The 23,365-nt window shown below is 71.4% G+C and carries 19 protein-coding genes and 1 tRNA gene; 10 read left to right on the top strand and 10 right to left on the bottom strand.

What is annotated here, in order from left to right:
* Positions 1 to 135 precede the first annotated feature (135 nt).
* From ACWD0A_RS15060 to ACWD0A_RS15045, 4 genes are read left to right on the top strand one after another with little or no spacing between them, the layout of a single operon-like run.
* On the top strand, positions 136 to 1,068 hold the full coding sequence (locus ACWD0A_RS15060; RefSeq protein ID WP_177148796.1) for a branched-chain amino acid ABC transporter permease: 933 nt from the start codon (positions 136 to 138) through the stop codon (positions 1,066 to 1,068).
* 5 nt (positions 1,069 to 1,073) lie between these two features.
* Positions 1,074 to 2,804: a branched-chain amino acid ABC transporter permease gene (locus ACWD0A_RS15055; protein ID WP_451298138.1), complete on the top strand. Its 1,731-nt coding sequence runs from the start codon at positions 1,074 to 1,076 to the stop codon at positions 2,802 to 2,804.
* A gap of 5 nt (positions 2,805 to 2,809) precedes the next feature.
* Positions 2,810 to 3,847, top strand: a complete 1,038-nt coding sequence (locus tag ACWD0A_RS15050) for an ABC transporter ATP-binding protein (RefSeq protein ID WP_451298125.1) — start codon at positions 2,810 to 2,812, stop codon at positions 3,845 to 3,847.
* Complete coding sequence (locus ACWD0A_RS15045) at positions 3,844 to 4,560, top strand: ABC transporter ATP-binding protein (protein WP_307716022.1); 717 nt, start codon at positions 3,844 to 3,846, stop codon at positions 4,558 to 4,560. The genes ACWD0A_RS15050 and ACWD0A_RS15045 overlap by 4 nt, the downstream gene beginning before the upstream one ends.
* 62 nt (positions 4,561 to 4,622) lie before the next feature.
* Here ACWD0A_RS15045 and ACWD0A_RS15040 read toward each other — a convergent pair whose 3' ends face one another.
* Positions 4,623 to 5,279 carry an ANTAR domain-containing response regulator gene (locus ACWD0A_RS15040; protein ID WP_177148793.1) on the bottom strand — a complete coding sequence of 219 codons (657 nt, stop codon included), beginning with the start codon at positions 5,277 to 5,279 and terminating at the stop codon, positions 4,623 to 4,625.
* A 93-nt stretch (positions 5,280 to 5,372) separates the two neighbouring features.
* On the opposite strand from ACWD0A_RS15040, the gene ACWD0A_RS15035 reads away from it, so the two are divergent.
* Positions 5,373 to 5,455: transfer RNA gene (locus tag ACWD0A_RS15035), tRNA-Leu, on the top strand.
* 82 nt (positions 5,456 to 5,537) lie between these two features.
* Complete coding sequence (locus ACWD0A_RS15030) at positions 5,538 to 6,323, top strand: helix-turn-helix domain-containing protein (protein ID WP_451298122.1); 786 nt, start codon at positions 5,538 to 5,540, stop codon at positions 6,321 to 6,323.
* Positions 6,324 to 6,326: 3 nt separating this feature from the next.
* Here ACWD0A_RS15030 and pyk read toward each other — a convergent pair whose 3' ends face one another.
* The gene (gene pyk / locus ACWD0A_RS15025; protein WP_451298120.1) at positions 6,327 to 7,754 is read right to left on the bottom strand and encodes a pyruvate kinase; all 1,428 of its coding nucleotides are present in this window, start codon (positions 7,752 to 7,754) and stop codon (positions 6,327 to 6,329) included.
* A 146-nt stretch (positions 7,755 to 7,900) separates the two neighbouring features.
* Positions 7,901 to 8,602: an SIMPL domain-containing protein gene (locus ACWD0A_RS15020; RefSeq protein ID WP_451298118.1), complete on the bottom strand. Its 702-nt coding sequence runs from the start codon at positions 8,600 to 8,602 to the stop codon at positions 7,901 to 7,903.
* Positions 8,603 to 8,696: 94 nt separating this feature from the next.
* Here ACWD0A_RS15020 and ACWD0A_RS15015 point away from each other — a divergent pair, with 94 nt between their 5' ends.
* On the top strand, positions 8,697 to 10,508 hold the full coding sequence (locus tag ACWD0A_RS15015) for a bifunctional metallophosphatase/5'-nucleotidase (protein ID WP_451298116.1): 1,812 nt from the start codon (positions 8,697 to 8,699) through the stop codon (positions 10,506 to 10,508).
* Positions 10,509 to 10,538: 30 nt separating this feature from the next.
* On the opposite strand, the gene ACWD0A_RS15010 is transcribed toward ACWD0A_RS15015, so the two are convergent.
* From ACWD0A_RS15010 to ACWD0A_RS14990, 5 genes are all read right to left on the bottom strand, one after another.
* Positions 10,539 to 11,972, bottom strand: a complete 1,434-nt coding sequence (locus tag ACWD0A_RS15010; protein WP_451298114.1) for a lysine N(6)-hydroxylase/L-ornithine N(5)-oxygenase family protein — start codon at positions 11,970 to 11,972, stop codon at positions 10,539 to 10,541.
* The gene (locus ACWD0A_RS15005) at positions 11,969 to 13,342 is read right to left on the bottom strand and encodes a pyridoxal phosphate-dependent decarboxylase family protein (RefSeq protein ID WP_451298112.1); all 1,374 of its coding nucleotides are present in this window, start codon (positions 13,340 to 13,342) and stop codon (positions 11,969 to 11,971) included. Before ACWD0A_RS15005 ends, ACWD0A_RS15010 begins: the two co-directional genes overlap by 4 nt.
* Before the next feature lie 227 nt (positions 13,343 to 13,569).
* Positions 13,570 to 16,059 carry an aminopeptidase N gene (gene pepN / locus ACWD0A_RS15000; RefSeq protein WP_451298110.1) on the bottom strand — a complete coding sequence of 830 codons (2,490 nt, stop codon included), beginning with the start codon at positions 16,057 to 16,059 and terminating at the stop codon, positions 13,570 to 13,572.
* Between the two features lie 114 nt (positions 16,060 to 16,173).
* Positions 16,174 to 16,500, bottom strand: a complete 327-nt coding sequence (locus ACWD0A_RS14995) for a chorismate mutase (RefSeq protein WP_451298108.1) — start codon at positions 16,498 to 16,500, stop codon at positions 16,174 to 16,176.
* Positions 16,501 to 16,511: 11 nt separating this feature from the next.
* Positions 16,512 to 17,399 (bottom strand): helix-turn-helix domain-containing protein, encoded by an 888-nt coding sequence (locus ACWD0A_RS14990; RefSeq protein ID WP_451298106.1) that lies wholly within the window; start codon positions 17,397 to 17,399, stop codon positions 16,512 to 16,514.
* A 134-nt stretch (positions 17,400 to 17,533) separates the two neighbouring features.
* Here ACWD0A_RS14990 and ACWD0A_RS14985 point away from each other — a divergent pair, with 134 nt between their 5' ends.
* The gene (locus tag ACWD0A_RS14985) at positions 17,534 to 19,318 is read left to right on the top strand and encodes a glycoside hydrolase family 35 protein (protein WP_451298104.1); all 1,785 of its coding nucleotides are present in this window, start codon (positions 17,534 to 17,536) and stop codon (positions 19,316 to 19,318) included.
* A gap of 84 nt (positions 19,319 to 19,402) precedes the next feature.
* On the opposite strand, the gene ACWD0A_RS14980 is transcribed toward ACWD0A_RS14985, so the two are convergent.
* A complete protein-coding gene (locus ACWD0A_RS14980; RefSeq protein WP_451298136.1) occupies positions 19,403 to 20,122 on the bottom strand; it encodes a S1 family peptidase in 720 nt (239 codons plus the stop codon).
* Between the two features lie 260 nt (positions 20,123 to 20,382).
* Here ACWD0A_RS14980 and ACWD0A_RS14975 point away from each other — a divergent pair, with 260 nt between their 5' ends.
* Together ACWD0A_RS14975 and ACWD0A_RS14970 are read left to right on the top strand one after the other, a co-directional pair.
* A complete protein-coding gene (locus ACWD0A_RS14975) occupies positions 20,383 to 21,291 on the top strand; it encodes a hypothetical protein (protein WP_451298102.1) in 909 nt (302 codons plus the stop codon).
* Positions 21,292 to 21,314: 23 nt separating this feature from the next.
* Entirely contained in the window at positions 21,315 to 22,946 is a 1,632-nt protein-coding gene (locus ACWD0A_RS14970; RefSeq protein ID WP_451298100.1) for an ankyrin repeat domain-containing protein, read from the top strand.
* A gap of 24 nt (positions 22,947 to 22,970) precedes the next feature.
* Here the strand turns inward: ACWD0A_RS14970 and ACWD0A_RS14965 are convergent, their stop codons facing one another.
* Positions 22,971 to 23,357, bottom strand: a complete 387-nt coding sequence (locus tag ACWD0A_RS14965; protein WP_177148781.1) for a barstar family protein — start codon at positions 23,355 to 23,357, stop codon at positions 22,971 to 22,973.
* Between the last annotated feature and the right edge of the window lie 8 nt (positions 23,358 to 23,365).

Raw genomic sequence — 23,365 nt, 5'->3', positions numbered from 1 at the left:
ATAACCCTCTTCCCCACCCCCCCTCTTTCCCTTTCGGCCCCGCCGCCCCCCCCCCTAATTCAACCCCGCGGCGGGTGGGCGCAAACAGCGCCCTCGCGCGGACTCATATCCGACACGCTCATCGGAGGCCCTGCGGTGAACGAACTGCCGCAACAGCTGGCCAACGGCCTTGCCCTCGGCGCCCTTTATGGTCTGATCGCCATCGGGTACACCATGGTCTACGGCATCGTCCAGCTCATCAACTTCGCCCACGGCGAGATCTTCATGATCGGGGGCTTCGGCGCCCTCACCACCTACATCTGGCTCCCCAGCGGAACGAGCCTGCTGGTGGCGATACCGCTCATGATCATCGGCGGCGCCATAGCCTCCGTCGCCGTCGCCACGGCCGCGGAGCGCTTCGCCTACCGGCCGCTCCGCAACGCACCCAGGCTCGCCCCCCTCATCACCGCGATCGGCCTGTCGATCGCGCTCCAGCAGCTGGTCTGGGGCTTCTACCCGGACGCCAAGGAAGCCCGCAGCTTCCCGGAGTTCACCGGGGAATCCTTCAAGATCTTCGACAACCTCGCCATCCAGCGCGCCGACGCCTTCGTGCTGATCCTCGCGCCGCTGTGCATGCTCGGCCTCGGCCTCTTCGTCTCCAAGAGCCGCAGCGGACGCGCCATGCAGGCCACCGCCCAGGACCCCGACACGGCGAAGCTGATGGGCATCAACACCGACCGCATCATCGTGATGGCGTTCGCCATCGGCGCCGCGTTCGCCGCGGTGGCGGCGGTCGCCTACGGCCTCGACCGGGGCCAGATCAACTTCGAGATGGGCTTCATCCTCGGCCTCAAGGCATTCACCGCCGCCGTCCTCGGCGGCATCGGCAACATCTACGGCGCCATGGTGGGCGGCGTGGTGCTCGGCCTCGCCGAGGCGCTGTCGATCGCCTACATCGAGGAAATCCCCGGCATGCAGCAGCTCGGCGGTGGCGCCTGGTCCAACGTCTGGGCTTTCGTACTCCTCATCGTCGTGCTGCTCGTCAGGCCCCAGGGTCTGCTCGGTGAGCGCGTCGCGGATCGGGCGTGAGAACGATGACCACCGACACCACCAAGACGGCCGGCGCCGCTCAGGAGATGTCCCGCGCCACCGCCCTGCGCTGGGCGACCGCTCTCGGCGGCGCCGCGACCATCGCCAGCACCTTCCTGGCATGGACCTGGACCGCCGAGTTCCCCGGCGACCTCACCGTCACCGGCTACCCCGGCGGCCTGCAGGTCCTCACCCTGGTCGCCGGCCTGCTCGTCGCTCTGTACGCGCTCGCGTCCCTCGGCATCAAGGGGCTCGGCTGGCTGGCACCGACCGGAACCACCAAGGCCCTGAGGCTTCTCGCCCTCGGTGGCTTCGCCACCACCTGGTTCACCGTGATCGCCATCGCCGTCGAGCTCGGCGGCCTCGTGAACCTGGAGCCCGGTGGCTACGTCGCCGTGCTGGCCTCCGCGATCCCCGTCGTCACGGCGTTCCTGCTGCCCGACGACACCCGCAAGGCCCCCAAGGCCAAGGAGCTGCCCTCCTGGGCCGAGATCCTGATCATCGTCGCCGCGTTCGCGGTCGGGCTGTACGTCATCACCTACGGCATCGACACCGAGTACGCCGAGCTCTTCACCGGCTACCTGATCACCGTCGGGTTCGCCGTCGCCGCGCTCTTCAAGGCCGGTCTCGTCGCCCGGCTCTCGGCCGTCACGGCCAAGTACCGCCAGGTCACGGTGATCTCCGCCTTCGTCGCCGCCGCGGCCTTCCCCTTCACCCAGAGCACCGACCAGTACACGCTCGTCGCGGTCAACATCCTCATCTTCGCGACCGTGGCTCTCGGTCTGAACGTCGTCGTCGGCCTCGCCGGCCTGCTCGACCTCGGATACGTCGCCTTCCTCGGCGTCGGCGCCTACACCGCCGCCCTCGTCTCCGGATCGACGGCCTCCGCCTTCGACGTGCACTTCCCCTTCTGGGCGGCTGTCCTCACCGGCGCCGTCGTGTCGCTGATCTTCGGCGTCGTCATCGGTGCCCCGACCCTGCGGCTGCGCGGCGACTACCTCGCCATCGTGACGCTCGGCTTCGGTGAGATCTTCCGCATCGTCATGCTCAACCTCGACGGCACCTCCGGCCCGCAGGTCACCAACGGCCCCAACGGCATCCCGAACATTCCGGACCTGGAGTTCTTCGGGTTCAACTTCGGGCAGGCCCACACGGTGCTCGGAATCGAACTCGGCGCCTACGCCAACTACTACCTGCTGATGCTGCTCGCGACGATCCTCGTGGTCCTCGTCTTCCGCCGCGCCGGCAGCTCCCGTATCGGCCGTGCCTGGGTCGCCATCCGCGAGGACGAGACGGCCGCCACCGCCATGGGCATCAACGGCTTCCGCGTCAAGCTCATCGCGTTCGCCCTGGGTGCCACGCTCGCCGGCCTCGCCGGCACCGTGCAGGCACACGTCCAGCACACCGTGGTCCCCGAGATGTACCAGTTCGCCGGCCCCGTGCCGCCCAACTCGGCCTTCCTGCTGGCAGCCGTCATCCTCGGCGGCATGGGCACCATCAGCGGACCGCTCCTCGGCGCCACGCTGCTCTACATGATCCCGGCCAAGCTGCAGTTCCTCCAGGACTACCAGCTCCTCGGCTTCGGCATCGCCCTCATCCTGCTGATGCGCTTCCGCCCGGAGGGTCTCATCGCCAACCGGCGCGCCCAGCTCGAGTACCACGAGACCGATCAACTCGACGTCCCGGACAAGGGACTCCCCGACTCCGGCGTCGGCGTCGCCAAGGCGGGGGCGTGAAGGACATGACGACCACCAACACCAGCACCACGACGCAGACGGTCCTCGAGGCCAGCGGTGTCACCATGCGCTTCGGCGGCCTCACGGCCGTCAAGTCCGTGGACCTGACCGTCCGCTCGGGCGAGATCGTCGGCCTCATCGGCCCCAACGGCGCCGGCAAGACGACGTTCTTCAACTGCCTCACCGGCCTGTACATCCCGACCGAGGGCACCGTCTCCTACAAGGGCACCGTCCTGCCGCCCAAGCCGCACCTGGTCACCAAGGCGGGCATCGCCCGTACCTTCCAGAACATCCGGCTATTCGCCAACATGACCGTCCTGGAGAACGTCCTGGTCGGCCGGCACACCCGGACCAAGGAAGGTCTCTGGTCCGCCCTCCTGCGCGGACCGGGCTTCAAGAAGGCGGAGGCTGCGTCCCACGCACGGGCCATGGAGCTCCTGGAGTTCATCGGCCTGGACCACAAGGCCGACCACCTCGCCCGCAACCTGCCCTACGGCGAGCAGCGCAAGCTGGAGATCGCCCGCGCGCTCGCGAGCGACCCCGGTCTGCTGCTCCTCGACGAGCCCACCGCGGGCATGAACCCCCAGGAGACCCGGGCCGCCGAGGAACTCATCTTCGCCATCCGGGACATGGGCATCGCCGTGCTCGTCATCGAGCACGACATGCGCTTCATCTTCAACCTCTGCGACCGCGTCGCCTGTCTCGTCCAGGGCGAGAAGCTCATCGAGGGGACACCGGCCGTCGTCCAGGGCGACGAGCGCGTCGTGGCGGCGTACCTCGGTACGCCGTTCGAGGGCGAGCCGGGTGAGGCGGAAGCGGCCGAGGTCGACGCCGCCGAGGCGGAGGCCAAGCCGGCGGGTTCCGCCGCCGCGAAGGATGCGGCGCCTGCGTCGGACGACTCCGGGACGGACGACTCCGCGTCGGACGAACCCGGGGCGTCGGACGACTCCGCCGACGACACGTCCGCCGACGGCGACGGCTCCGCCGCCGCTTCCGCGGACGACGAAACACGTACCACCGGCAAGGAAGGAGAGGCGAAGTGACCGCACTCCTCGAAGTCGAGGACCTGAGGGTCGCCTACGGCAAGATCGAGGCCGTCAAGGGCATCTCCTTCTCCGTCGAGGCCGGACAGGTCGTCACCCTCATCGGCACCAACGGCGCCGGCAAGACCACGACACTGCGCACACTGTCCGGACTGCTCAAGCCGTCCGGCGGGAAGATCCTGTTCGACGGGAAGCCGCTCAGCGGTATCCCCGCGCACAAGATCGTGTCGCTGGGCCTGGCCCACTCCCCCGAGGGGCGGCACATCTTCCCCCGCCTCACCATCGCCGAGAACCTCCACCTCGGAGCGTTCCTGCGGAGCGACAAGGACGGGATCGAGAAGGACATCCAGCGTGCCTACGATCTCTTCCCGATCCTCGGCGAGCGCCGCAAGCAGGCGGCGGGAACACTGTCCGGCGGTGAGCAGCAGATGCTGGCCATGGGACGCGCGCTGATGTCGCAGCCCAAGCTGCTCATGCTCGACGAGCCCTCCATGGGCCTCTCCCCGATCATGATGCAGAAGATCATGTCGACCATCTCGGAGCTGAAGGCCCAGGGCACGACGATTCTCCTCGTCGAGCAGAACGCCCAGGCGGCGCTCTCCCTGGCCGACCAGGCCTACGTGATGGAGGTCGGCAAGGTCGTGCTCTCCGGCACCGGCCAGGACCTGCTCCACGACGAGTCGGTCCGCAAGGCCTACCTCGGCGAGGACTGACTCCCGGCAGACGGAAGGGCCCGCACCCCCGAGGGGGTGCGGGCCCTTCCCGCGTCCTGCGGCTACTGCCCCTTGGCCGCCTTCTTCTCCTCCGCGTCCTCGATGACCGCCTCCGCGACCTGCTGCATCGACAGGCGCCGGTCCATCGACGTCTTCTGGATCCACCGGAACGCTGCCGGCTCCGTCAGCCCGTACTGCGTCTGCAGGATGCTCTTGGCGCGGTCGACGAGCTTGCGCGTCTCCAGGCGCTGGGAGAGGTCGGCGACCTCCTTCTCCAGGGCCTTCAGCTCCGTGAAGCGGGAGACCGCCATCTCGATCGCCGGCACGACGTCGCTCTTGCTGAACGGCTTGACGAGGTACGCCATGGCACCGGCGTCGCGCGCCCGCTCGACGAGGTCGCGCTGCGAGAAGGCGGTGAGCATGAGGACCGGGGCGATGGACTCCTCGGCGATCTTCTCGGCCGCCGAGATCCCGTCGAGGACCGGCATCTTCACATCGAGGATCACGAGGTCCGGGCGGTGCTCCCGGGCCAGCTCGACGGCTCGCTGGCCGTCACCGGCCTCGCCGACGACCGCGTACCCCTCTTCCTCGAGCATCTCTTTGAGGTCGAGCCGGATGAGGGCCTCGTCCTCGGCGATGACGACGCGGGTCGTCAGCGGCGGTACGTGCGACTTGTCGTCGTCATCGGCGATCGGCTGGGGCGACTCGGGGGCGGTCACGGGGGCTCCTCGGGGCGGGGCAGGTCACTGCCCTTAGAGCCTACCTAGCTGATGGAGATGACCATCACCCGGTACACTCCGACAAGCGACCTCGCCGGGTTGGCGGAATGGCAGACGCTGATGTCTCAAACACATCTGTCCGAAAGGGCGTGCGGGTTCGAATCCCGCACCCGGCACACGAACAAGCGGATGTTCACGTTCTCGTGAACATCCGCTTTCTGCTACTTACGGCCACGATCCCTCACTCAAAGTGGCCACATGAACTTCCACGGCACAGTAGTGCGACAGAAGGCCCTGACGATGCTGCGGGACGGCGCGAGGAACGCTGACGTAGCTCGAAAGCTCCAGGTACACAGTGGCACGATCAGCTACTGGAAACACGTTGACCGCGCCAAGAGGGGAGAGCCCTCAAGCGCGCATCAGCCCGCATGCCCCCGGTGCGACGGAGAGCTGGATCATCCGGCTTACGCATATCTCCTCGGCCTGTACCTCGGCGATGGGCACATCATCCAGAACCGAGCCATGCGGTCCCCCAGCCTCTCCATCAGCTGCGACGAGTCGTGGCTCGGGGTCATGGAGGCATGCGAGAGGGCCATGCGTTCGGTGTTCCCACACAACTCCGTTTGCAGAGTGCGCCGGCAGGGGTGCCGCGAAGTGAAGATGTACTCCAAGCACCTGTGGTGCCTTTTCCCCCAGCACGGCCCCGGCAAGAAGCACGAGCGAAAGATCGCCCTCGAGCCCTGGCAGCAGGAGATCATCGACGCCTACCCCTGGGAGTTCGTCCGGGGGCTCATCCATTCCGACGGCTGCCGGAACGTGAACTGGACCACCCGGATCGTGAGCGGCGAGCGCAAGCGCTACGAGTACCCGCGGTACTTCTTCACCAATCTCTCCGACGACATCCGGCAGCTGTACACGGACACCCTCGACAAGCTGGGCGTCGAGTGGAAGCACTGCACCCGCGGCGGCCGGCCGTACAACATCTCCGTCGCCCGACGCGCCTCCGTCGCCCTCATGGACGCGCACGTCGGGCCCAAGCACTGAGCCTTACGCGACGCCCTCGCCGATGCGGTGCACCCGGACCAGGTTCGTCGAGCCCGGGACGCCCGGCGGGGAGCCTGCCGTGATGACCACGATGTCGCCCTTCTGGCAGCGGCCGATCTTCAGCAGCTCCTCGTCCACCTGCGCCACCATCGCGTCGGTCGACTCCACGTGCGGGCCGAGGAAAGTCTCCACACCCCACGTGAGGTTGAGCTGCGAGCGCGTGGAGGGGTCCGGGGTGAACGCGAGGAGCGGGATCGGGGAGCGGTAGCGCGACAGGCGCCGGACCGTGTCGCCGGACTGGGTGAAGGCGACGAGGAACTTGGCGCCGAGGAAGTCCCCCATCTCGGCGGCCGCGCGGGCGACGGCGCCGCCCTGGGTGCGGGGCTTGTTGCGCTCGGTCAGGGGCGGCAGGCCCTTGGTGAGGACGTCCTCCTCGGCCGCCTCGACGATGCGGCTCATGGTCCTGACCGTCTCGACGGGGTACTTGCCGACGCTGGTCTCGCCCGAGAGCATCACGGCGTCGGTGCCGTCCATGACGGCGTTGGCGACGTCGGAGGCCTCGGCGCGGGTGGGGCGGCTGTTGTCGATCATCGAGTCGAGCATCTGGGTGGCGACGATGACCGGCTTGGCGTTGCGCTTGGCGAGCTTGACGGCCCTCTTCTGGACGATGGGCACCTGCTCCAGCGGCATTTCGACGCCGAGGTCGCCGCGGGCGACCATGATGCCGTCGAAGGCGGCGACGATGTCGTCGATGTTCTCCACGGCCTGGGGCTTCTCGACCTTGGCGATGACCGGGATGCGCCGGCCCTCCTCCGCCATGACGCGGTGGACGTCGTCGATGTCGCGGCCGCTGCGGACGAAGGAGAGGGCGATGACGTCCGCGCCGATGCGCAGGGCCCAGCGCAGGTCCTCGACGTCCTTCTCGGAGAGCGCGGGGACGGAGACGGCGACACCGGGCAGGTTGAGCCCCTTGTGGTCGGAGACCATGCCGCCTTCGGCGACGACGGTGTGCACGCGGGTGCCGTCCACCTTGGTGACCTCGAGGGCGACCTTGCCGTCGTCGACGAGGATGCGCTCGCCGCGCGTGACGTCCGCGGCCAGTCCTTTGTAGGTGGTCCCGCAGATGTGGCGGTCGCCCTCGATGTCCTCGACGGTGATCGTGAATTCGTCGCCGCGTTCGAGCAGTACGGGGCCTTCCCGGAAACGCCCGAGACGGATCTTCGGACCTTGAAGGTCGGCGAGGACGCCCACGCTGCGGCCGGTCTCGTCGGAGGCCTTCCGCACGTGCCCGTAACGTTCCTCGTGGTCGGCGTAGGTGCCGTGGCTGAGGTTGAAGCGGGCGACGTCCATTCCGGCTTCGACCAGGGCCTTGATCTGGTCGTATGTGTCGGTGGCGGGCCCCAGGGTACAAACGATCTTTGCTCGGCGCATGCTTCGAGCCTATGGCTTACCGGCCGGTAGAGAATTGGCCGGGCATGACTACTCAACAACCTTTGCGTGAAGCGTTATTGACAAGTGTTGAATTGTGCGCAGGGCTGCTCCGATGAGCGCTCGCCACTTCATGAAAATGTGCTCGTCTAGAACTCCGGCGGGGTCATCGTGAAACGCGCGTTCACCTGTGCGCTCACCGTCTGGCGCTGCGGTTCGAGATCCAGTGCGGGCGCCATTTCGGTCTGGGCCGCCTCGAATGCCGCCGCCCGCATTCCGCCGGGCGCGGCCGGCATGCCGTACGGCACGGGGTTCTCCGCGCCGATGTCGGCGAGTTCCACCAGGGCCGAGAGCCGGCTGCCGAGCGCCGCGGCGTATTCGCGGGCGCGCTGCACCGCGTCCCGTACCGCCTCGCGGCGGGCCTCGCCGTGCGCGGGCGAGTCGGGGCGCAGCGACCACCAGGGGCCGCTGACCCGGGTCAGCTCCATATCGGCGAGCCGGGTGGTGAGTTCGCCGAGGGCGGTGAAGTCGGTGAGCGTGGCGGTGATGTACACGCCGCCGTGGTAGGCGCGGACCCTCTCGCCGCGGCCGTGCTGGGCGAGTTCGGGGCTGATGGAGAAGGCGCCGGTCGCCAGTTTCTCGACGGCGTCGCCGTACGACTTGATCAGCTCGAGCACGGCGTTGTTGCGCCGGGTCAGGTCCTCGAGGGCGGTGCGCCGGTCCTTGCCGCGGGCGCTGACCTGGACGCCGATCCTGGCGATCTCGGGGTCGAACTCGAGTCTGGCCTCGCCGCGCACGGAGACCCTCGGCGCTGCGGGTGTGCCGTACGGGACTGCGCTGTCGCTGGTCATGCGGTCTCCCTCACTGTTGTGGTCGAACCCTTTCGCACGGGACGGTCCTACGCCAGAATCTACGCGCGTTGTGCACATGATCGAGGGAGACGAAATGCCGCTGAACCGTAGGACGTTCCTGGAGCGGTCGGCCGCCGCCGGGGCCGGTGTGGCGATCGCCGGCAGCGCCGCGGCACCCGCCGCGGCCGACGAGCCGGGACGGGGGCACGGCCACGGACGTCCGCCGAAGCGGTACTCGTTCACCGTCATGGGGACGACGGACCTGCACGGCAATGTCTTCAACTGGGACTACTTCACCGACAAGGAGTTCGACGACAAGGCGCACAACGACGTGGGCCTGGCGAAGATCTCGACGCTGGTGAACCGCGTCCGCGAGGAGAAGGGGCGCCGCAACACGCTCCTGATAGACGCCGGCGACACCATTCAGGGCACGCAGTTGTCGTACTACTACGCCAAGGTGGACCCGATCACCGCCGAGCGCGGCCCGGTGCACCCGATGGCACAGGCGATGAACGCCATCGGCTACGACGCCGCGGCGCTCGGCAACCACGAGTTCAACTACGGCATCCCGGTACTGCGGAAGTTCGAGGAGCAGTGCGACTTCCCGCTGCTCGGTGCGAACGCGCTGGACGCGAAGACGCTGCGTCCGGCGTTCCCGCCGTACAGCATGCACCGGCTGCGCACCCCGCACGGCCGTGACGTGCGTGTCGCGGTCCTCGGGCTCACCAACCCCGGCATCGCGATCTGGGACAAGCAGAACGTCAGCGGGAAGATGGTCTTCCCCGGCCTGGAGGAGCAGGCGGCGAAGTGGGTGCCGAAGCTCCGGTCGATGGGCGCCGACGTCGTCATCGTCTCCGCGCACTCGGGCTCCAGCGGCACCTCCTCGTACGGTGACCAGCTGCCGTACATCGAGAACGCGGCGGGTCTGGTCGCCGAGCAGGTGCCGGGCATCGACGCGATCCTGGTCGGCCACGCGCACACCGAGATTGCCGAGTACTTCGTCGCCAACAAGGAGACCGGCAAGCAGGTCGTGCTCTCCGAGCCGCTGAAGTGGGGCCAGCGGCTCACGCTGTTCGACTTCGACCTGGTGTGGGAGAAGGGCCGCTGGACCGTCGAGAAGGTGGGCGCGCAGGTCCTGAACTCGAACACGGTCGCGGAGGACGAGGAGATCACCCGGCTGCTCGGCGACGAGCACCAGAAGGTGGTCGCGTACGTCAACCAGGTCATCGGCACGTCCACCGTCACGATGTCGACGGCCGACGCGCCCTGGAAGGACGAGCCGATCATCGACCTGATCAACCACGTGCAGGCCGAGACGGTGAAGGCGGCCCTGGCGGGCGGCCAGTGGGCGGCGCTCCCGGTGCTGTCGCAGGCGTCGTGCTTCTCCCGTACGGCCGCCATCCCGGCCGGTGACGTGACGATCCGGGACGCCGCCGGGCTCTACCCGTTCGAGAACACCCTCGAGGCCCGGCTGATGACCGGTGCGCAGCTGAAGGAGTACCTGGAGTTCTCCGCGCGCTACTACGTGCAGACGCCTGCGGGCGCTCCGGTCGACACGTCGAAGCTCACGAACGCGGGCGGCACGCCCGACTACAACTACGACGCCGTGTCGGGCGTGACGTACGAGATCGACATCGCGAAGCCGGCCGGTTCGCGGATCGCGAACCTGTCCTTCGAGGGCCGTCCGATCGACCCGGCGGCCCGGTTCGTGCTGGCCGTCAACAACTACCGCGCGAGCGGCGGCGGCAACTTCCCGCACATCGCCCGCGCCCAGCAGCTGTGGGCGAACTCCGAGGAGATCAGGAACACGATCATCTCCTGGGTGCAGGCGAAGGGCACGGTCGACCCGGCGTCGTTCGCCTCGGTGGGGTGGAAGCTGACGCGGGACGGCGCGCCGGTCTTCTAGCCGCTTTCGGACGGGGGAGCCGCGAGGCGCTCAGCGTCCCTGGGCCAGGCGGGCCGGCTGCGGCTGCTGGCCGGGGATGCCGGGCGCCTCGCGCCGTTCGAGGCCGAAGCTGGTGAAGGCGGTGCGGCGTGGCAGGGGGTAGGGCTCCTTGCCGGTGAGCGAGTTGAGGATGGACGCGCTGCGCCAGGCGGCGAGGCCGAGGTCGGGGGCGCCGACGCCGTGGGTGTGGCGCTCGGCGTTCTGCACGTAGACCGTTCCCGTGACGGAGGGGTCGAGCTTCATCCGGTACTGCTCGTCGACGACGGGGCGGCCGGCGCTGTCGCGGGACATGTACCGGTCGAGACCGGCGAGCAGCCGGTCCAGCGGCCGTTCGCGGTAACCGGTGGCGAGGACGACGGCGTCGGTGGTGAGCCGGGAGCGGGTGCCCTGCTGGAGGTGCTCCAGGTGCAGTTCGATCTTCGTGGTGGCGACGCGGCCGGCGGTGCGGACGGTGACACCGGGCGTCAGGACGGTTTGGGGCCAGCCGCCGTGCAGGGTGCGGCGGTAGAGCTCGTCGTGGACGGCGGCGATGGTGTCGGCGTCGATGCCCTTGTGGAGCTGCCACTGGCGCGGGACGAGGTCGTTGCGGACCTGCTCGGGCAGGGCGTGGAAGTAGCGTGTGTAGTCGGGCGTGAAGTGTTCCAGGCCGAGCTTGGAGTACTCCATGGGCGCGAACGCCTCCGTGCGGGCCAGCCAGTGGATCCTCTCGGCCCCGGCGGGCCGGGCGCGCAGCAGGTCGAGGAAGACCTCGGCCCCGGACTGGCCCGAGCCGACGACGGTGACGTGTTCGGCGGCGATCAGGGCGTCGCGGTGGTCGAGGTAGTCGGCGGAGTGGATCACGGGCACACCGGGCGCGTCGGCGAGAGACCGCAGCGGTTCGGGGACGTACGGCTCGGTGCCGATGCCGAGCGCGACGGCGCGCGTGTACGCGCGGCCGAGGGCCTCGGCCTCGCCGTCGGCGTCGAGCTGGGTGAAGTCCACCTCGAACAGGTCGCGTTGGGGGTTCCAGCGGACGGTGTCGACCTGGTGGCCGAAGTGGAGTCCCGGCAGGCTCTCGCCGACCCAGCGGCAGTACGCGTCGTACTCGGCGCGCTGGATGTGGAACCTCTCGGCGAAGTAGAACGGGAAGAGCCGCTCGCGTGCGCGCAGATAGCTGAGGAACGACCAGGGGCTCGCCGGGTCGGCGAGCGTGACCAGGTCGGCGAGGAACGGGACCTGGAGGGTGGCGCCCTCGATGAGCAGGCCGGGGTGCCAGTGGAAGGCGGGCCGCTGCTCGTAGAAGGCGGTGGCGAGGCCGCCCGGTACGCCGTGGGCGAGCGCGGCGAGGGAGAGGTTGAACGGGCCGATGCCGATGCCCACGAGGTCGTGGGGGCGGTCGAGGGCGGCCGCCGCCGTGGCGGCCCCGGGAGCGGGCGTGGCGGTCATCGGGGGGTGCTGCCTTCCACGAGTGCGAGCAGGGCGTGCAGGTGGGCGGGGGTGGCGTGCGGATTGAGCAGGGTCGCCTTGAGCCAGACGCGGCCGTCGGCGCGGGCCCGGCCGAGGACGGCACGGCCGCCCGTGAGGAGGGTGCGGCGGATACCGGCGGTCTGCTCGTCGGTGGCGCCGGCGGGGCGGAACAGGACCGTCGACAGGGTGGGCCGCTCGTACAGCTCCAGACCGGGATGCTTCTCGACCATGTCGGCGAGGTCCTGCGCGGTGGCGCAGACCCGGTCCACGAGTGCGCCGAGTCCGGTGCGCCCGAGGGCCCTGAGGGTGACGGCGATCTTGAGGACGTCGGGGCGTCGGGTGGTGCGCGGGGAGCGGCCGAGGAGGTCGGGCAGGCCGGCGTCCGTGTCGTCCTCGGCGTTGAGGTATTCGGCGGTGTGCGCGAGGGGGGCGAGGCGGGCCGTGTCGGACACCGCGACGAGTCCGGCCGCGACGGGCTGCCAGCCGAGTTTGTGCAGGTCGAGGGTGACCGAGTGGGCGCGGTCCAGGCCCGCGACGAGGGGACGCAGGGTCCGGCTGAACAGCAGGGGTCCGCCGTAGGCCGCGTCGACGTGCAGCTCGGCTCCATGCCGTGACGTCAGGTCGGCGATCTCCGGGAGCGGGTCGATGCGGCCGGTGTCGGTGGTGCCCGCGGTGGCGACGACCAGGACGGGACCGGGCAGTTCGGTGAGGGCGGCGTCCAGGGCGGCGATGTCGTGGACCGGGACGGTGACCGGGCCGGGCAGGCCCAGCAGCCAGGCGGCGCGGCGCACGGAGTGGTGGGCGGAGTCGGCGCAGACGACCTGGAGCGGGGCGCTGTGGCGTTCGCGGGCGAGGAGGAGGGCGAGCTGGTTGGACTCGGTGCCGCCGGTGGTGACGAGGGCGTTGGGGGCGGGTGCGTGCGGGTAGACCTCTGCGGCGAGGGCCCGGGTGACGGCGCTCTCCAGCGCGGAGGCGGCCGGTGCCTGGTCCCAGGAGTCCATCGAGGGGTTGAGCGCGGAGGCCGCGAGGTCGGCGGCGACGGCGAGTGCGAGGGGCGGGGTGTGCAGGTGGGCCGCGCACAGGGGGTCGGCGGGGTCGGCCGAGCCGTGGGCGACGGCGCGGACGAGGGTGTGGAGGGCCTCTTCGGGGCCGTGGCCCTGCTCGGGGAGGGCGTCTTTCAGTGCGTCGCGGACGTGCTCGGCGACGGCATCCGGACCGCCGCCGGGCAGCGGCCCGCCGCGCGCCTCGGCGCCCTCTTGGAGGGCGCCGAGCACGACGCCGACCAGCGGCCGCAGGGCGTCGGGTCCGGCGGGCCCGCCGGCGAGGGGTGGAAGCGGCGGGGTGGGCATGCGGGGTCCTTCGCGACGGATCGGGGGCGGGGCGGGGCACGCCCGGCAGGCTCAACGATCCGGAGCAGAAGGGGTATTGGGTGCGGTGGGGGCGGGCGGGTGGCGCCTGCGGCGGGCTGTTCCCCACCCCGCCCTCCCCCAACGGCCTGGCGGCCGTGGGAGGGGCTCCGTCCCGAAACCGGGGGTTCGGGGCGGAGCCCCGCCGGGGGCGCCGCCCGCCCCCGGCGTCACTCGCCGCGGATCCGCAGGGCCCGCGACAGGTCGTCCAGCTGGTCCACCAGCTTGCGGCGGAGAGCCGGGATCGGGGACGCCTCGCGCAGGCAGTCCTCGCCCAGGGCCAGCGCCTTTGCGTCCACCGCGTGGAGCGGGAAGGCGTACCGGCCGGCGGCCTCCGCGATCGCCGGGCCGCGGCGGGCCGCGAGGGCGACGGCGTCGGGATAGTAGCGGGGAACGTACTCCCGTACGAGCGCGGCCTGTTCGGGCTGCCAGAAGCCCTGGGCCGTCGCCGTGAACAGGTAGTTCGACAGGTCGTCCGACGCGAACAGCCGGGACCAGGCCTCCGCCTTCGCCTCCGCCGTCGGCAGGGCGGCGCGGCAGCGGGCCGCGCCCTCCTGGCCCGTCGCGCTCGGGTCGCGGTCCAGTTCGGCCGCGATCTCCTTCTCGCCGACCGCGCCGAGGACGGCGAGGCGGGTGAGGATGCGCCAGCGCAGCTCGGGGTCGAGTTCGGGGCCGCCGGGGACGCTGCCGTCGGCGAGCCACTCCTGGATCGACGCGGGCTGGGACGCGGCGTCGATGAAGTGGCGCACGGCGGTCAGGCGCAGGCCGGGGTCGCTGCCGTCCTCGGTGTGGCGCAGCAGGGCCCGGCAGGTGTCGGTGAGCGTGGCGAGGGCGGCGGGGCGCTGCTCCGCGGGCAGGTAGCAGTCGGCGATCTGTCCGGCGGCGAAGGCCAGGACGCCCTGGACGACGGCGAGGTCGGTCTCCCGGGGGAGGTGGGCGCGGGCGGCCTCCAGGTAGGCGGTGGGCGCCAGTTCGCCGTCGCGGACCATGTCGCGTGCCGCGTTCCACACGACGGCGCGGGTCAGCGGGTCGGGGATGCCGGAGAGGGAGCGGAGCGCGGTGGCCCAGGACGCGGTGTCGAGGCGGACCTTGGCGTAGGTGGTGTCGCCGTCGTTGAGGACGACGAGCGAGGGGCGGCGCCCGGGGTGGACGTCGTGCTCGGTGAGCGGTACGTCCACGTCGAAGCGGTCCCGCAGGACCAGGCGGCCCGGCTCGATCGGGTCGGCGTCGAAGGCGCCGACGGTGATGCGGTGGGGGCGGCTGCCGTCGCGGTCGATGCCGAGCGTCCAGCCGCCCCCGGTCTCGGTGACGGTCGGGATGAGCGTGTCGACGCCGGTGGTCCGCAGCCACACGTCGGCCCAGGCGTGCACGTCCCGGTCGGTGGCCTGCGCGAGGGAGTCGATGAAGTCGGCGAGGGTGGCGTTGCCGAACCTGTGCCGCTTGAAGTGGATGTTGATGCCGGCGAGGAAGTCCTTCTCCCCCAGCCAGGCCACGAGCTGGCGCAGCGCGGAGGCGCCCTTGGCGTAGGAGATGCCGTCGAAGTTCAGCATCGCGGACGCGGTGTCGGGCACGGCGTCCGGGTCGGGGGCGACGGGGTGGGTGGAGGGCCGCTGGTCGGCGTCGTAGCCCCATGCCTTGCGGGCGATGCCGAAGTCGACCCAGGTGTCCGTGAAGCGGGTGGCCTCGGTGAGCGTCTGGTAGCCCATGTACTCGGCGAAGGACTCGTTGAGCCAGATGTCGTCCCACCACCTGAGGGTGACGAGGTCGCCGAACCACATGTGGGCCATCTCGTGGGCGATGACCATGGCGCGGGTCTGGCGCTGGGTGTCGGTGACGGCGGAGCGGTAGACGAATTCGTCACGGAAGGTGACGAGCCCGGGGTTCTCCATGGCGCCCGCGTTGAACTCGGGCACGAAGGCCTGGTCGTACGAGTCGAAGGGGTACGGCTCCTCGAACTTCTCGTGGTACCGGTCGTAGCACTGGCGGGTGATCTCGAACAGCTCGTCCGCGTCGGCGTCGAGGTAGGCGCCGAGCGAGCGGCGCACATGGAGGCCGAAGGGCAGTCCGGCGTGCTCGGTGCGGATGGAGTGCCAGGGGCCGGCGGCCACGGCGACGAGGTAGGTGGACAGCAGCGGTGTGGGGGCACAGGTCCACCGGCCGTTGCCGTCGTGGGTCGCGATGCCGTTGCCGAGGACGGTCCAGCCCTCGGGCGCGGTGACGGTGAGGGCGAAGACGGCCTTCAGGTCGGGCTGGTCGAAGGCGGCGAAGACGCGCTGGACGTCCTCCATGAACAGCTGCGTGTAGACGTACCGCTCGCCGTCGGTGGGGTCGGTGAAGCGGTGCATGCCTTCGCCGGTGCGGGAGTAGCGCATGCTCGCGTCGACGCGCAGTTCGTGGTCCCCGGCGGCGAGGGCGGTCAGCGCGTAGCGGTTGCCGTCGAGCGCCGCGGGGTCGAGCGGCTGTCCGTCGAGGGTGAGGGAGCGCAGCTCCGCGGGCTTGAGCTCGACGAAGGTGTCCCCGGCCGCGCGCGCGGTGAAGTGGATGACGGTGCGGGAGTCGAAGGTCTCCTCGCCGGTCGTCAGATCGAGGTCGATCGTGTAGCGGTGTACGTCGATCAGCTGGGCTCGGGTCTGCGCTTCGTCGCGCGTCAGTACGGACATGGGGGCCATGCTGCCCGATGGCCCCGGGAGGGCACAGGGGGACGTGTTCCGCTGTCAGCGCACACTGTGCGCCCCGTGCACGGAACACCGCGCGCCCGGGTGCGGGCCCCGGCCCTACTCCTCCTGCGCCGGCGGGGGCCCGCCCGCGATGGTCTCGTGGTGACGGATCACCTCGGCGATGATGAAATTCAGCAGTTTCTCGGCGAACGCGGGGTCCAGCTTCGCGCTCTCCGCGAGCTGGCGCAGCCGCTCGATCTGGCGGGCCTCGCGGGCCGGATCGGCGGGCGGCAGATGGTGCTCGGCCTTGAGGTGGCCGACCTGCTGGGTGCACTTGAAGCGTTCGGCGAGCATGTGCACGACCGCCGCGTCGATGTTGTCGATGCTCTCGCGCAGGCGGGTCAGTTCGGCGCGCACGTTCTCGTCGATGTCCTTCGTGGTCATGGTCATGGAGCTTACGTCCAGGTGCCGACGATGGTCGGGGGGTGTTCAGGGTCCGGGGCGCGGTTGCTCCAGCCGCCGGGGACGTTGCGTCGCTGCTGTTCGCGGAAGCGGATCGGTGCGAGGCCGACCCGGCGGGTGAACAGCCGGGAGAAGTAGGCCGGGTCCTCGTAGCCGACCCGGCGGGACACGGCCGCGACGGGCAGGTCGGTGGTCGCGAGGAGCTCCTTGGCGTGGCCGAGGCGGATGGCGAGGAGGTAGTCCTTCGGGCTGCATCCGGCGCCGCGGCGGACGACGGTGCGCAGCTCGGCGGGGGTCATGCCGTGGCGGGCCGCGTGCTCGGCGACGGACAGGGGCTGGAAGGCGTCGCGGGCGAGCGCGGTGAGGACGGGGTCGCCGTCGGCGTTGGTGTCGGCGCGGGCGCGGCGCAGGGTGACGAGGAGTTCGTGGACGGCCGCGCCGGTCTCGACCTCCAGGAGGGGGTTGCCGCGGCGGGCGGCGCGGGTGATGCGGCCTACGGCGGCACGGGCGCCCGCGGCGTCGGCCAGGGGTACGACGGGCCGGTCGGGTTCGATGTAGCCGAGCTCGGTGTAGGTGGCGGTGGCGGGCCCGGTGAAGTCGACGAAGCTCTCGTCCCAGCCGGCGGCGGGGTCGGGCCCGTAATGGTGCGGGACCCCGGGCGTGAGCCAGATCAGGGCGGGAGCGGTGACGCTGGTGCGCCGTCCGTCGGCGCCGCGGTACCAGCCGCTGCCGGCGCTGATCACGACGGCGACGTGGTGATCGAGGGTGCGCGGGCCCACGGTGGGCAGCTGCCCGTGCTGGAGGCCGACGCCGAGGCACACGAGGCCCAGCCGGTGATGGACCGGCCTCGGGGTGAAATAGCGCATCCAGGTGTGGTACATGCCGTTTCCGCTCCCTCCCCCAGGACCCTTCCGCCGGATCACCCGATCGGGAAGGCCGCCGCTCGGGCCCCAGTCCAAGAAAGGCCGATCTTTGTCCATGGACCGGCCGCACGCCAGACGGCGATCGTTCCGAGATGGACGAGCGAAGGACGAACGGGGGGCCGGTGCCCGAGTTCACGGTGGGTGACAGCGACTTCCTGCTGGACGGACGGCCGGTGCGGCTGCTGTCGGGCGCGCTGCACTACTTCCGGGTGCACGAGGGGCAGTGGGGGCACCGGCTGGCGATGCTGCGCGCGATGGGCCTCAACTGCGTCGAGACCTACGTCCCGTGGAACCTGCACGAACCGGAGCCGGGCCGCTGCGCGGACGAGGGGGCGCTCGGCCGGTTTCTGGACGCGGCCCAGGAGGCGGGCCTGTGGGCGATCGTCCGCCCGGGGCCGTACATCTGTGCCGAGTGGGAGAACGGCGGGCTGCCGCACTGGCTGACCGGGCGGCTGGGGCGCCGGGTGCGCACGTCGGACGCCGAGTACGAGGGTCACGTGGAGCGCTGGTTCACCCGGCTGCTGCCGCAGGTGGTGCGGCGCCAGCTCCCGGAGGGCGGCCCCGTGGTGATGGTGCAGGTCGAGAACGAGTACGGCAGCTACGGCTCGGACGTCGACCACCTGCGGTTCCTGGTGGAGCTGCTGCGCGGCTGCGGTGTGACGGTCCCGCTGTTCACGTCCGACGGACCGCAGGACCACATGCTGACGGGCGGGTCGGTGCCGGGGGTGCTGGCGACGGTGAACTTCGGGTCGGGGGCGGCCGAGGCGTTCGCGGCACTGCGCCGCCATCGGCCGAGCGGACCGCTGATGTGCATGGAGTTCTGGTGCGGCTGGTTCGACCACTGGGGCGAGGAGCATGTCGTCCGGGACGCGAAGAACGCGGCGGGGGCCCTGCGGGAGATCCTGGAGGCCGGCGCTTCGGTGAACGTGTACATGGCGCACGGGGGGACGAACTTCGCGGGCTGGGCGGGTGCGAACCGTTCGGGACCGATGCAGGACGAGGCGCTCCAGCCGACGGTGACGTCGTACGACTACGACGCACCGGTCGACGAGGCCGGCCGGCCGACGGAGAAGTTCTGGCGCTTCCGCGAGGTGCTCGCGGCGTACCACGAGGGTCCGCTGCCGGACGTGCCGCCGCCGCCCGCCTCCCTCGGCGCGCCCGCGCGTGCGGTCCTCGGCGCGTGGGCGTCGCCCGATGACGTGCTGGACGCGCTCGGCGGCCCGGAGTGGTCGGGCCCGCTGCCGCCGACGTTCGAGGAACTGGACGTGGACCGCGGCCTGGTGCGCTACCGGTTCGACGTTCCCGGGCCGCGCGGGCCGTATCCGCTGCGGGTGTCGGGCCTGCGGGACCGTGCCGTGGCGTACGTCGACGGGGAGCGGGCCGGGGTGCTGGACGGGGAGGACGCCGCGCTGCCCGAGCCGGTGCCCGGTCCGGCCGCGGTCGAGCTGTGGGTGGAGTCCTGGGGCCGGGTGAACTACGGGCCCAGGACCGGCGAGCCGAAGGGGGTCACGGGCGGGGTGCTGCACGAGCGGCAGTATCTGCACGGGGTGCGGGCGCGGGGTCTGCGCCTGGACGCCTTCGAGGCGGCGGGCGCGGTCGAACGGCTGCCGTGGCGGGACGCACCCCCGGGCGAGGGGGCGAGAGGGTTGTTCCGGGGCGTCGCCGAGGTGGCGTCGCCGGGTGACGCCTGGCTCGAACTGCCCGGCTGGACACGCGGGTTCGCGTGGGTCAACGGATTCGGCCTCGGCCGTTACCGGTCGGACGGTCCGCAGCAGGCGCTGTACGTGCCCGGTCCGGTGCTGCGCGCGGGCGGGAACGAGGTATGGGTGCTGGAGCTGGAGGGGTGCGCGCCCGGCCGCGGGGTTCTGCTGCGCTGACGGCCCCGGAGAAGAGGAACGGACGGAGGCGAAGAAGGGCGGGCCCGCCGGCCCGCCCTTCCCGGTGCGCCGTGTGCGGTTCGCCTACAGCGAGGCGGCCGCGGACTTGATGGCCGAGGCGAAGGTCGACACCTCGGTGTAGACACCCGGGTAGCCGGCCCTGGCGCAGCCGTAGCCCCAGCTCACGATGCCGACCTGGATCCAGGCGCCCGCGCTGTCCCGGCGGAACATCGGGCCGCCGGAGTCACCCTGGCAGGTGTCGACACCGCCCTCGTTGTAGCCGGCGCAGATCTCCTCGCCCGGGATGAGTTCGTCGTACGCCCGCGCACAGTCGGCGTCCGAGACGAACGGGACCTGCGCCTTGAGCAGGTAGCGCTGCTGCGGGCCGCCCTCACGGGCCGCGCCCCAGCCGGCGACGGTGAACGTGCCGCTGTTGTACGCCGTCGTCTCGGCGATCTTCAGGGTCGGCAGGTCGATCGGCCGGGCGAGCTTGATCAGCGCCCAGTCCTTGCCGGAGCCGTTGTAGCCGGGGGCCCGCAGGACCTTGGTGGAGCGGACCTTGATGGCGCTGGGGCTCTGCAGGTCCACGGCTCCCGCGGTCGCGGTGATGCTCGTGTTGTTGCCGGAGCCGCTCACGCAGTGGGCGGCGGTCAGGACGATGTCCTTGGTGTAGAGGGCACCACCGCAGCCCATGGAGAGCCGGACCATGAACGGGAACTCGCCCTGCGCGGCACGGGTGCCGCCGACGACGGGCGGGGTGGCGGCCGACGCGGAGGTGGGCTGGAGGCTGATCGCGGCGAGCATGACGGCGCCGGCGGCGGCGCATCTCTTGAGCACGCTCAGAAGCTTCAACTGACTGCCTTCCGTGGGGGGTTGGGTGTACGCCCTGGGTCCGAGCGCATGCGGCAGTGCGGGGATGACATGCGCCCGACAAGTCGTGTCCCGGATTATGGGCACCCGGTTGCGGACCCCACAAGGCGTGCATTCCGGCCATTGATCCGTCCCCGGGCCTCGGGTGCGGACCGCGGCCCGGCCGTAGAGTTGAAGGCGGCCGACTGTCGTGCATGGGGGTACGGGACGTGGCGAACGGCAGCGAGGTGGTGCACGGCTTCCCGCACCTCGACACGGTGCGGTCGGCGGTCACCGCCCTGTACCGCCGGCTCTCACCCGAGGGCGTGCACTCCTACGCCTCGAGCGTGCTGCCGGCCGACGTGGCCTTCGACGACCGGGAAGACCTGCATCTGGGCGCCCAGCGGGTCGCCGGCGCCCTGGTGCGGCACCTGGGGCTCCCCGACGCCCGCATGATCGTGAGCTTCCGCGAGATGCATCACGCGGCCGGCGTCGAACTGGCCGCCGGGCCCGAGTACTTCATCGAACTGAACGACCGCTTCCGCACGCACCGGCGCGACATCGGCGCCGCCCTCGCCCACGAGATCACCCATGTGCTGCTGCACCGGCTCGGACTCTCGTTCCCCGGCCTGCGCGACAACGAGATCCTCACCGACACGGTGACCACCTACCTCGGCGCGGGCTGGCTGCTGCTGGACGCGTTCCGCGAGGACGGCGTGTCCAGCCAGAAGCTCGGCTATCTCACCCCGGAGGAGTTCGGGTACGTGCTCGCGGGACGGGCCCTGGCCTTCGGCGAGGACCCCTCGCCGTGGTTCACCAGCGCCGAGGGCTACCGCGCCTACACCGCCGGACGCGCACAGGCCCTGCGCGACGCCCGCCGCCCGCCGCTCACCACGGCCGGCCGCCTCGCCCGCCACCGCTATGCGAAGGACCGCCGCCACGCCCTGGAGGACCCCTCGCGCCAGCACGCCGGAGAGGGCGCGTACGTCTTCGAGCCGGCCCCCGGAGGGATGCGCGTCTCCTTCCCGTGCACCACGTGCCACCAGCGCATCCGGGTGCCCGTACGGGGCCGGGTACGCGCCAGGTGCGGCCTGTGCCGGACGATTCTCGAATGCGACACCTGACCCGCCCTCCGTAGGGTCGTGCCATGGACGAGAGTCGCGTGGACGAGGGCCGCACGGGTGGGGGCACGGCGGACGCGGAGCGGGCGGCGGACGCACGCGCCCTCTTCGCGGCGGTGTACGACGGCGCCGACGACGCCCTGGTGCGGCTGCTGCGTGCGGGCGTACCCGCCGAGACCGTGGACGAGGACGGGCAGACGCCGCTGTACCTGGCGGCCGTGGCGGGCGATGCGGGCATCGTCCGGCTGCTGCTCGCCGCGGGCGCCGACCCCGACCGGGCGAGCGGTCCCGAGAGCGACGACCTGCCGCTGTGCGGGGCGGCGGTCGGCGGGCACACCGAGGTGGTGCGGGCCCTGCTCGCCGCGGGCGCCACGCCGGACCGGCGGGAACTGCTCGGCTTCACGGCGCTGACCTGGGCGGTGGCCCAGGGGCACGCCGGGACGGCGGACGCGCTGCTGGAGCGCGGCGCGGACCCCGATCTGGCCTGCCCGAGCGGTGAGCCGCCACTGGTCGTGGCGGCCAGGCGGGGGTCGCCGTCGACCGTGCGGGCGCTGCTGCGGTACGGCGCGAGCGCGCGGGCCGAGGCGCTGGCGGAGGCCCGCCGGTGGCTGACCCTGGACGTGGAGCAGCACCTGCGGGAGGGGCTGCTGGCCCAGGCTCCGGGAGCGGAGACCGTCTCGCGGCGCGTCGCCGAGGACGGCGGGGCGACGGTCGTGGTGGAGGTGCTGCGCGACGGCAGGCCGGCGGCGGGCAACGAGCAGCAGACCGGGCACGGGGCCATCGCCACCCTCCTGGAGGAGGAACTCGGCATCCTCACCCCGTACGCGAGTCTCGCCGAACGGGCCCTGCGCGAGGGCGACCCGGACCGGGACGACTGGATCGAGTCGGTGACGGCGCTGTGGCGGCGCGGCGACGAGGAGACGTTCCAGGCCGCGGCCGCGTGGTGCGGGAGCGACGACCCGCTGCACCAGGCGTTCGCCGCGGACGTGCTGGGCCAGCTGGGGTTCGCGTACACCGGTACGGACGGAGCCGGCGGCGACGGCGCGCGGAAGGAGGAGGACGGCGACGCGCCCCGCTCCGGGAACGCCCGGCACACGGACGGTATCGCGCGGCCGTTCGCGGCGCGGGCGTTGCCCCTGCTGCGCGAGCTGTCGCGGGAGGCGCGCGACCCCGAGCTGATCCAGGCTGCGGTCACGGCGCTGGGGCACCACGCCGACCCGTCGGCGCTGGACGACATCCTGCGGCACGCCGGGCACCCGGACGCGGCGGTACGCCACCGGGTGGCGCTGGCGCTGTGCGGACTGGTTCCGGGCGACCACGCGGAGGCGGTCGCGACGCTGACCGCGCTCAGCCGGGACACGGCCCGTGAGGTCAGGGACTGGTCCACGACGGCGCTGGCCGAGCTGGACGCCGACACCCCGGAGATCCGCGAGGCACTGGCGGACCGGATCGACGACCCCGACCCGGACACCGCCGCGGAGGCGGCACGCGGGCTGGCGATCCGTCAGGATCCGCGCGCCGAGGGCGCCCTGGTGAGGCTGCTGGCCGACGGGGACCCGGAGAGTCCCGCGCACGGTACGGCGACGGACGCGGTGCGCCACATCAGGGACGACCGGCTGCGGCGGCGCCTGCAGGCGACGGTGCCGCGGCGGCCGTAGGGCCGGCCGGACGCCCGCGCAGGCTCACAACAGCCGGAGTCTGCCCGGTGCGCGTTCCTCGAAGACGGCGACGATCCAGTCGAAGACGGTGGGGCCCGCTCCTGCGCGGGCGCGCGCGAGCCGGTCGAGGATCTCGGCGCGGTTGTCGGGATGCGCACGTCTGGCGCGCAGTCCCAGCTGCCGTACGGTCTCCTCCCGGCCGAGGGCGCGACGGGAGAGCTCGTGGTCGTGCCATTCGACGACGAAGTCGCCGTCGTCGGGGGTGCCCATGCCGCCGCCGAGGCAGTCGGCCAGGGCGTCCAGGCTGCGGCCGAAGTATCCGCCGGGGCCGTTCACGGCTTCGCCGATCACCGTCCAGAAGCTCTCCAGGTCGGTGACCTCCGCCCCGTCGATCACGTAAGTGGTCGTCACGGGGCGGA

Source organism: Streptomyces sp. NPDC002867, assembly GCF_053591895.1.
The sequence above is the reverse complement of the archived record's forward strand: the minus strand, read 5'-3'. Positions and strand labels throughout refer to the sequence as shown.

Coding starts and splice junctions, on each gene's coding strand:
- ACWD0A_RS15030 (WP_451298122.1), top strand. CDS start 5,538: ATGAACTTCCACGGCACAGTAGTGCGACAGAAGGCCCTGACGATGCTG.
- ACWD0A_RS14990 (WP_451298106.1), bottom strand. CDS start 17,399: ATGTACCACACCTGGATGCGCTATTTCACCCCGAGGCCGGTCCATCAC.
- ACWD0A_RS14995 (WP_451298108.1), bottom strand. CDS start 16,500: ATGACCACGAAGGACATCGACGAGAACGTGCGCGCCGAACTGACCCGC.
- ACWD0A_RS15020 (WP_451298118.1), bottom strand. CDS start 8,602: ATGACCAGCGACAGCGCAGTCCCGTACGGCACACCCGCAGCGCCGAGG.
- ACWD0A_RS14985 (WP_451298104.1), top strand. CDS start 17,534: ATGGACGAGCGAAGGACGAACGGGGGGCCGGTGCCCGAGTTCACGGTG.
- ACWD0A_RS15055 (WP_451298138.1), top strand. CDS start 1,074: ATGACCACCGACACCACCAAGACGGCCGGCGCCGCTCAGGAGATGTCC.
- ACWD0A_RS14980 (WP_451298136.1), bottom strand. CDS start 20,122: ATGCTCGCCGCGATCAGCCTCCAGCCCACCTCCGCGTCGGCCGCCACC.
- ACWD0A_RS14970 (WP_451298100.1), top strand. CDS start 21,315: ATGGACGAGAGTCGCGTGGACGAGGGCCGCACGGGTGGGGGCACGGCG.
- ACWD0A_RS15015 (WP_451298116.1), top strand. CDS start 8,697: ATGCCGCTGAACCGTAGGACGTTCCTGGAGCGGTCGGCCGCCGCCGGG.
- ACWD0A_RS15010 (WP_451298114.1), bottom strand. CDS start 11,972: ATGACCGCCACGCCCGCTCCCGGGGCCGCCACGGCGGCGGCCGCCCTC.
- ACWD0A_RS15005 (WP_451298112.1), bottom strand. CDS start 13,342: ATGCCCACCCCGCCGCTTCCACCCCTCGCCGGCGGGCCCGCCGGACCC.
- ACWD0A_RS14975 (WP_451298102.1), top strand. CDS start 20,383: ATGGGGGTACGGGACGTGGCGAACGGCAGCGAGGTGGTGCACGGCTTC.
- pyk (WP_451298120.1), bottom strand. CDS start 7,754: ATGCGCCGAGCAAAGATCGTTTGTACCCTGGGGCCCGCCACCGACACA.
- pepN (WP_451298110.1), bottom strand. CDS start 16,059: ATGTCCGTACTGACGCGCGACGAAGCGCAGACCCGAGCCCAGCTGATC.
- ACWD0A_RS15050 (WP_451298125.1), top strand. CDS start 2,810: ATGACGACCACCAACACCAGCACCACGACGCAGACGGTCCTCGAGGCC.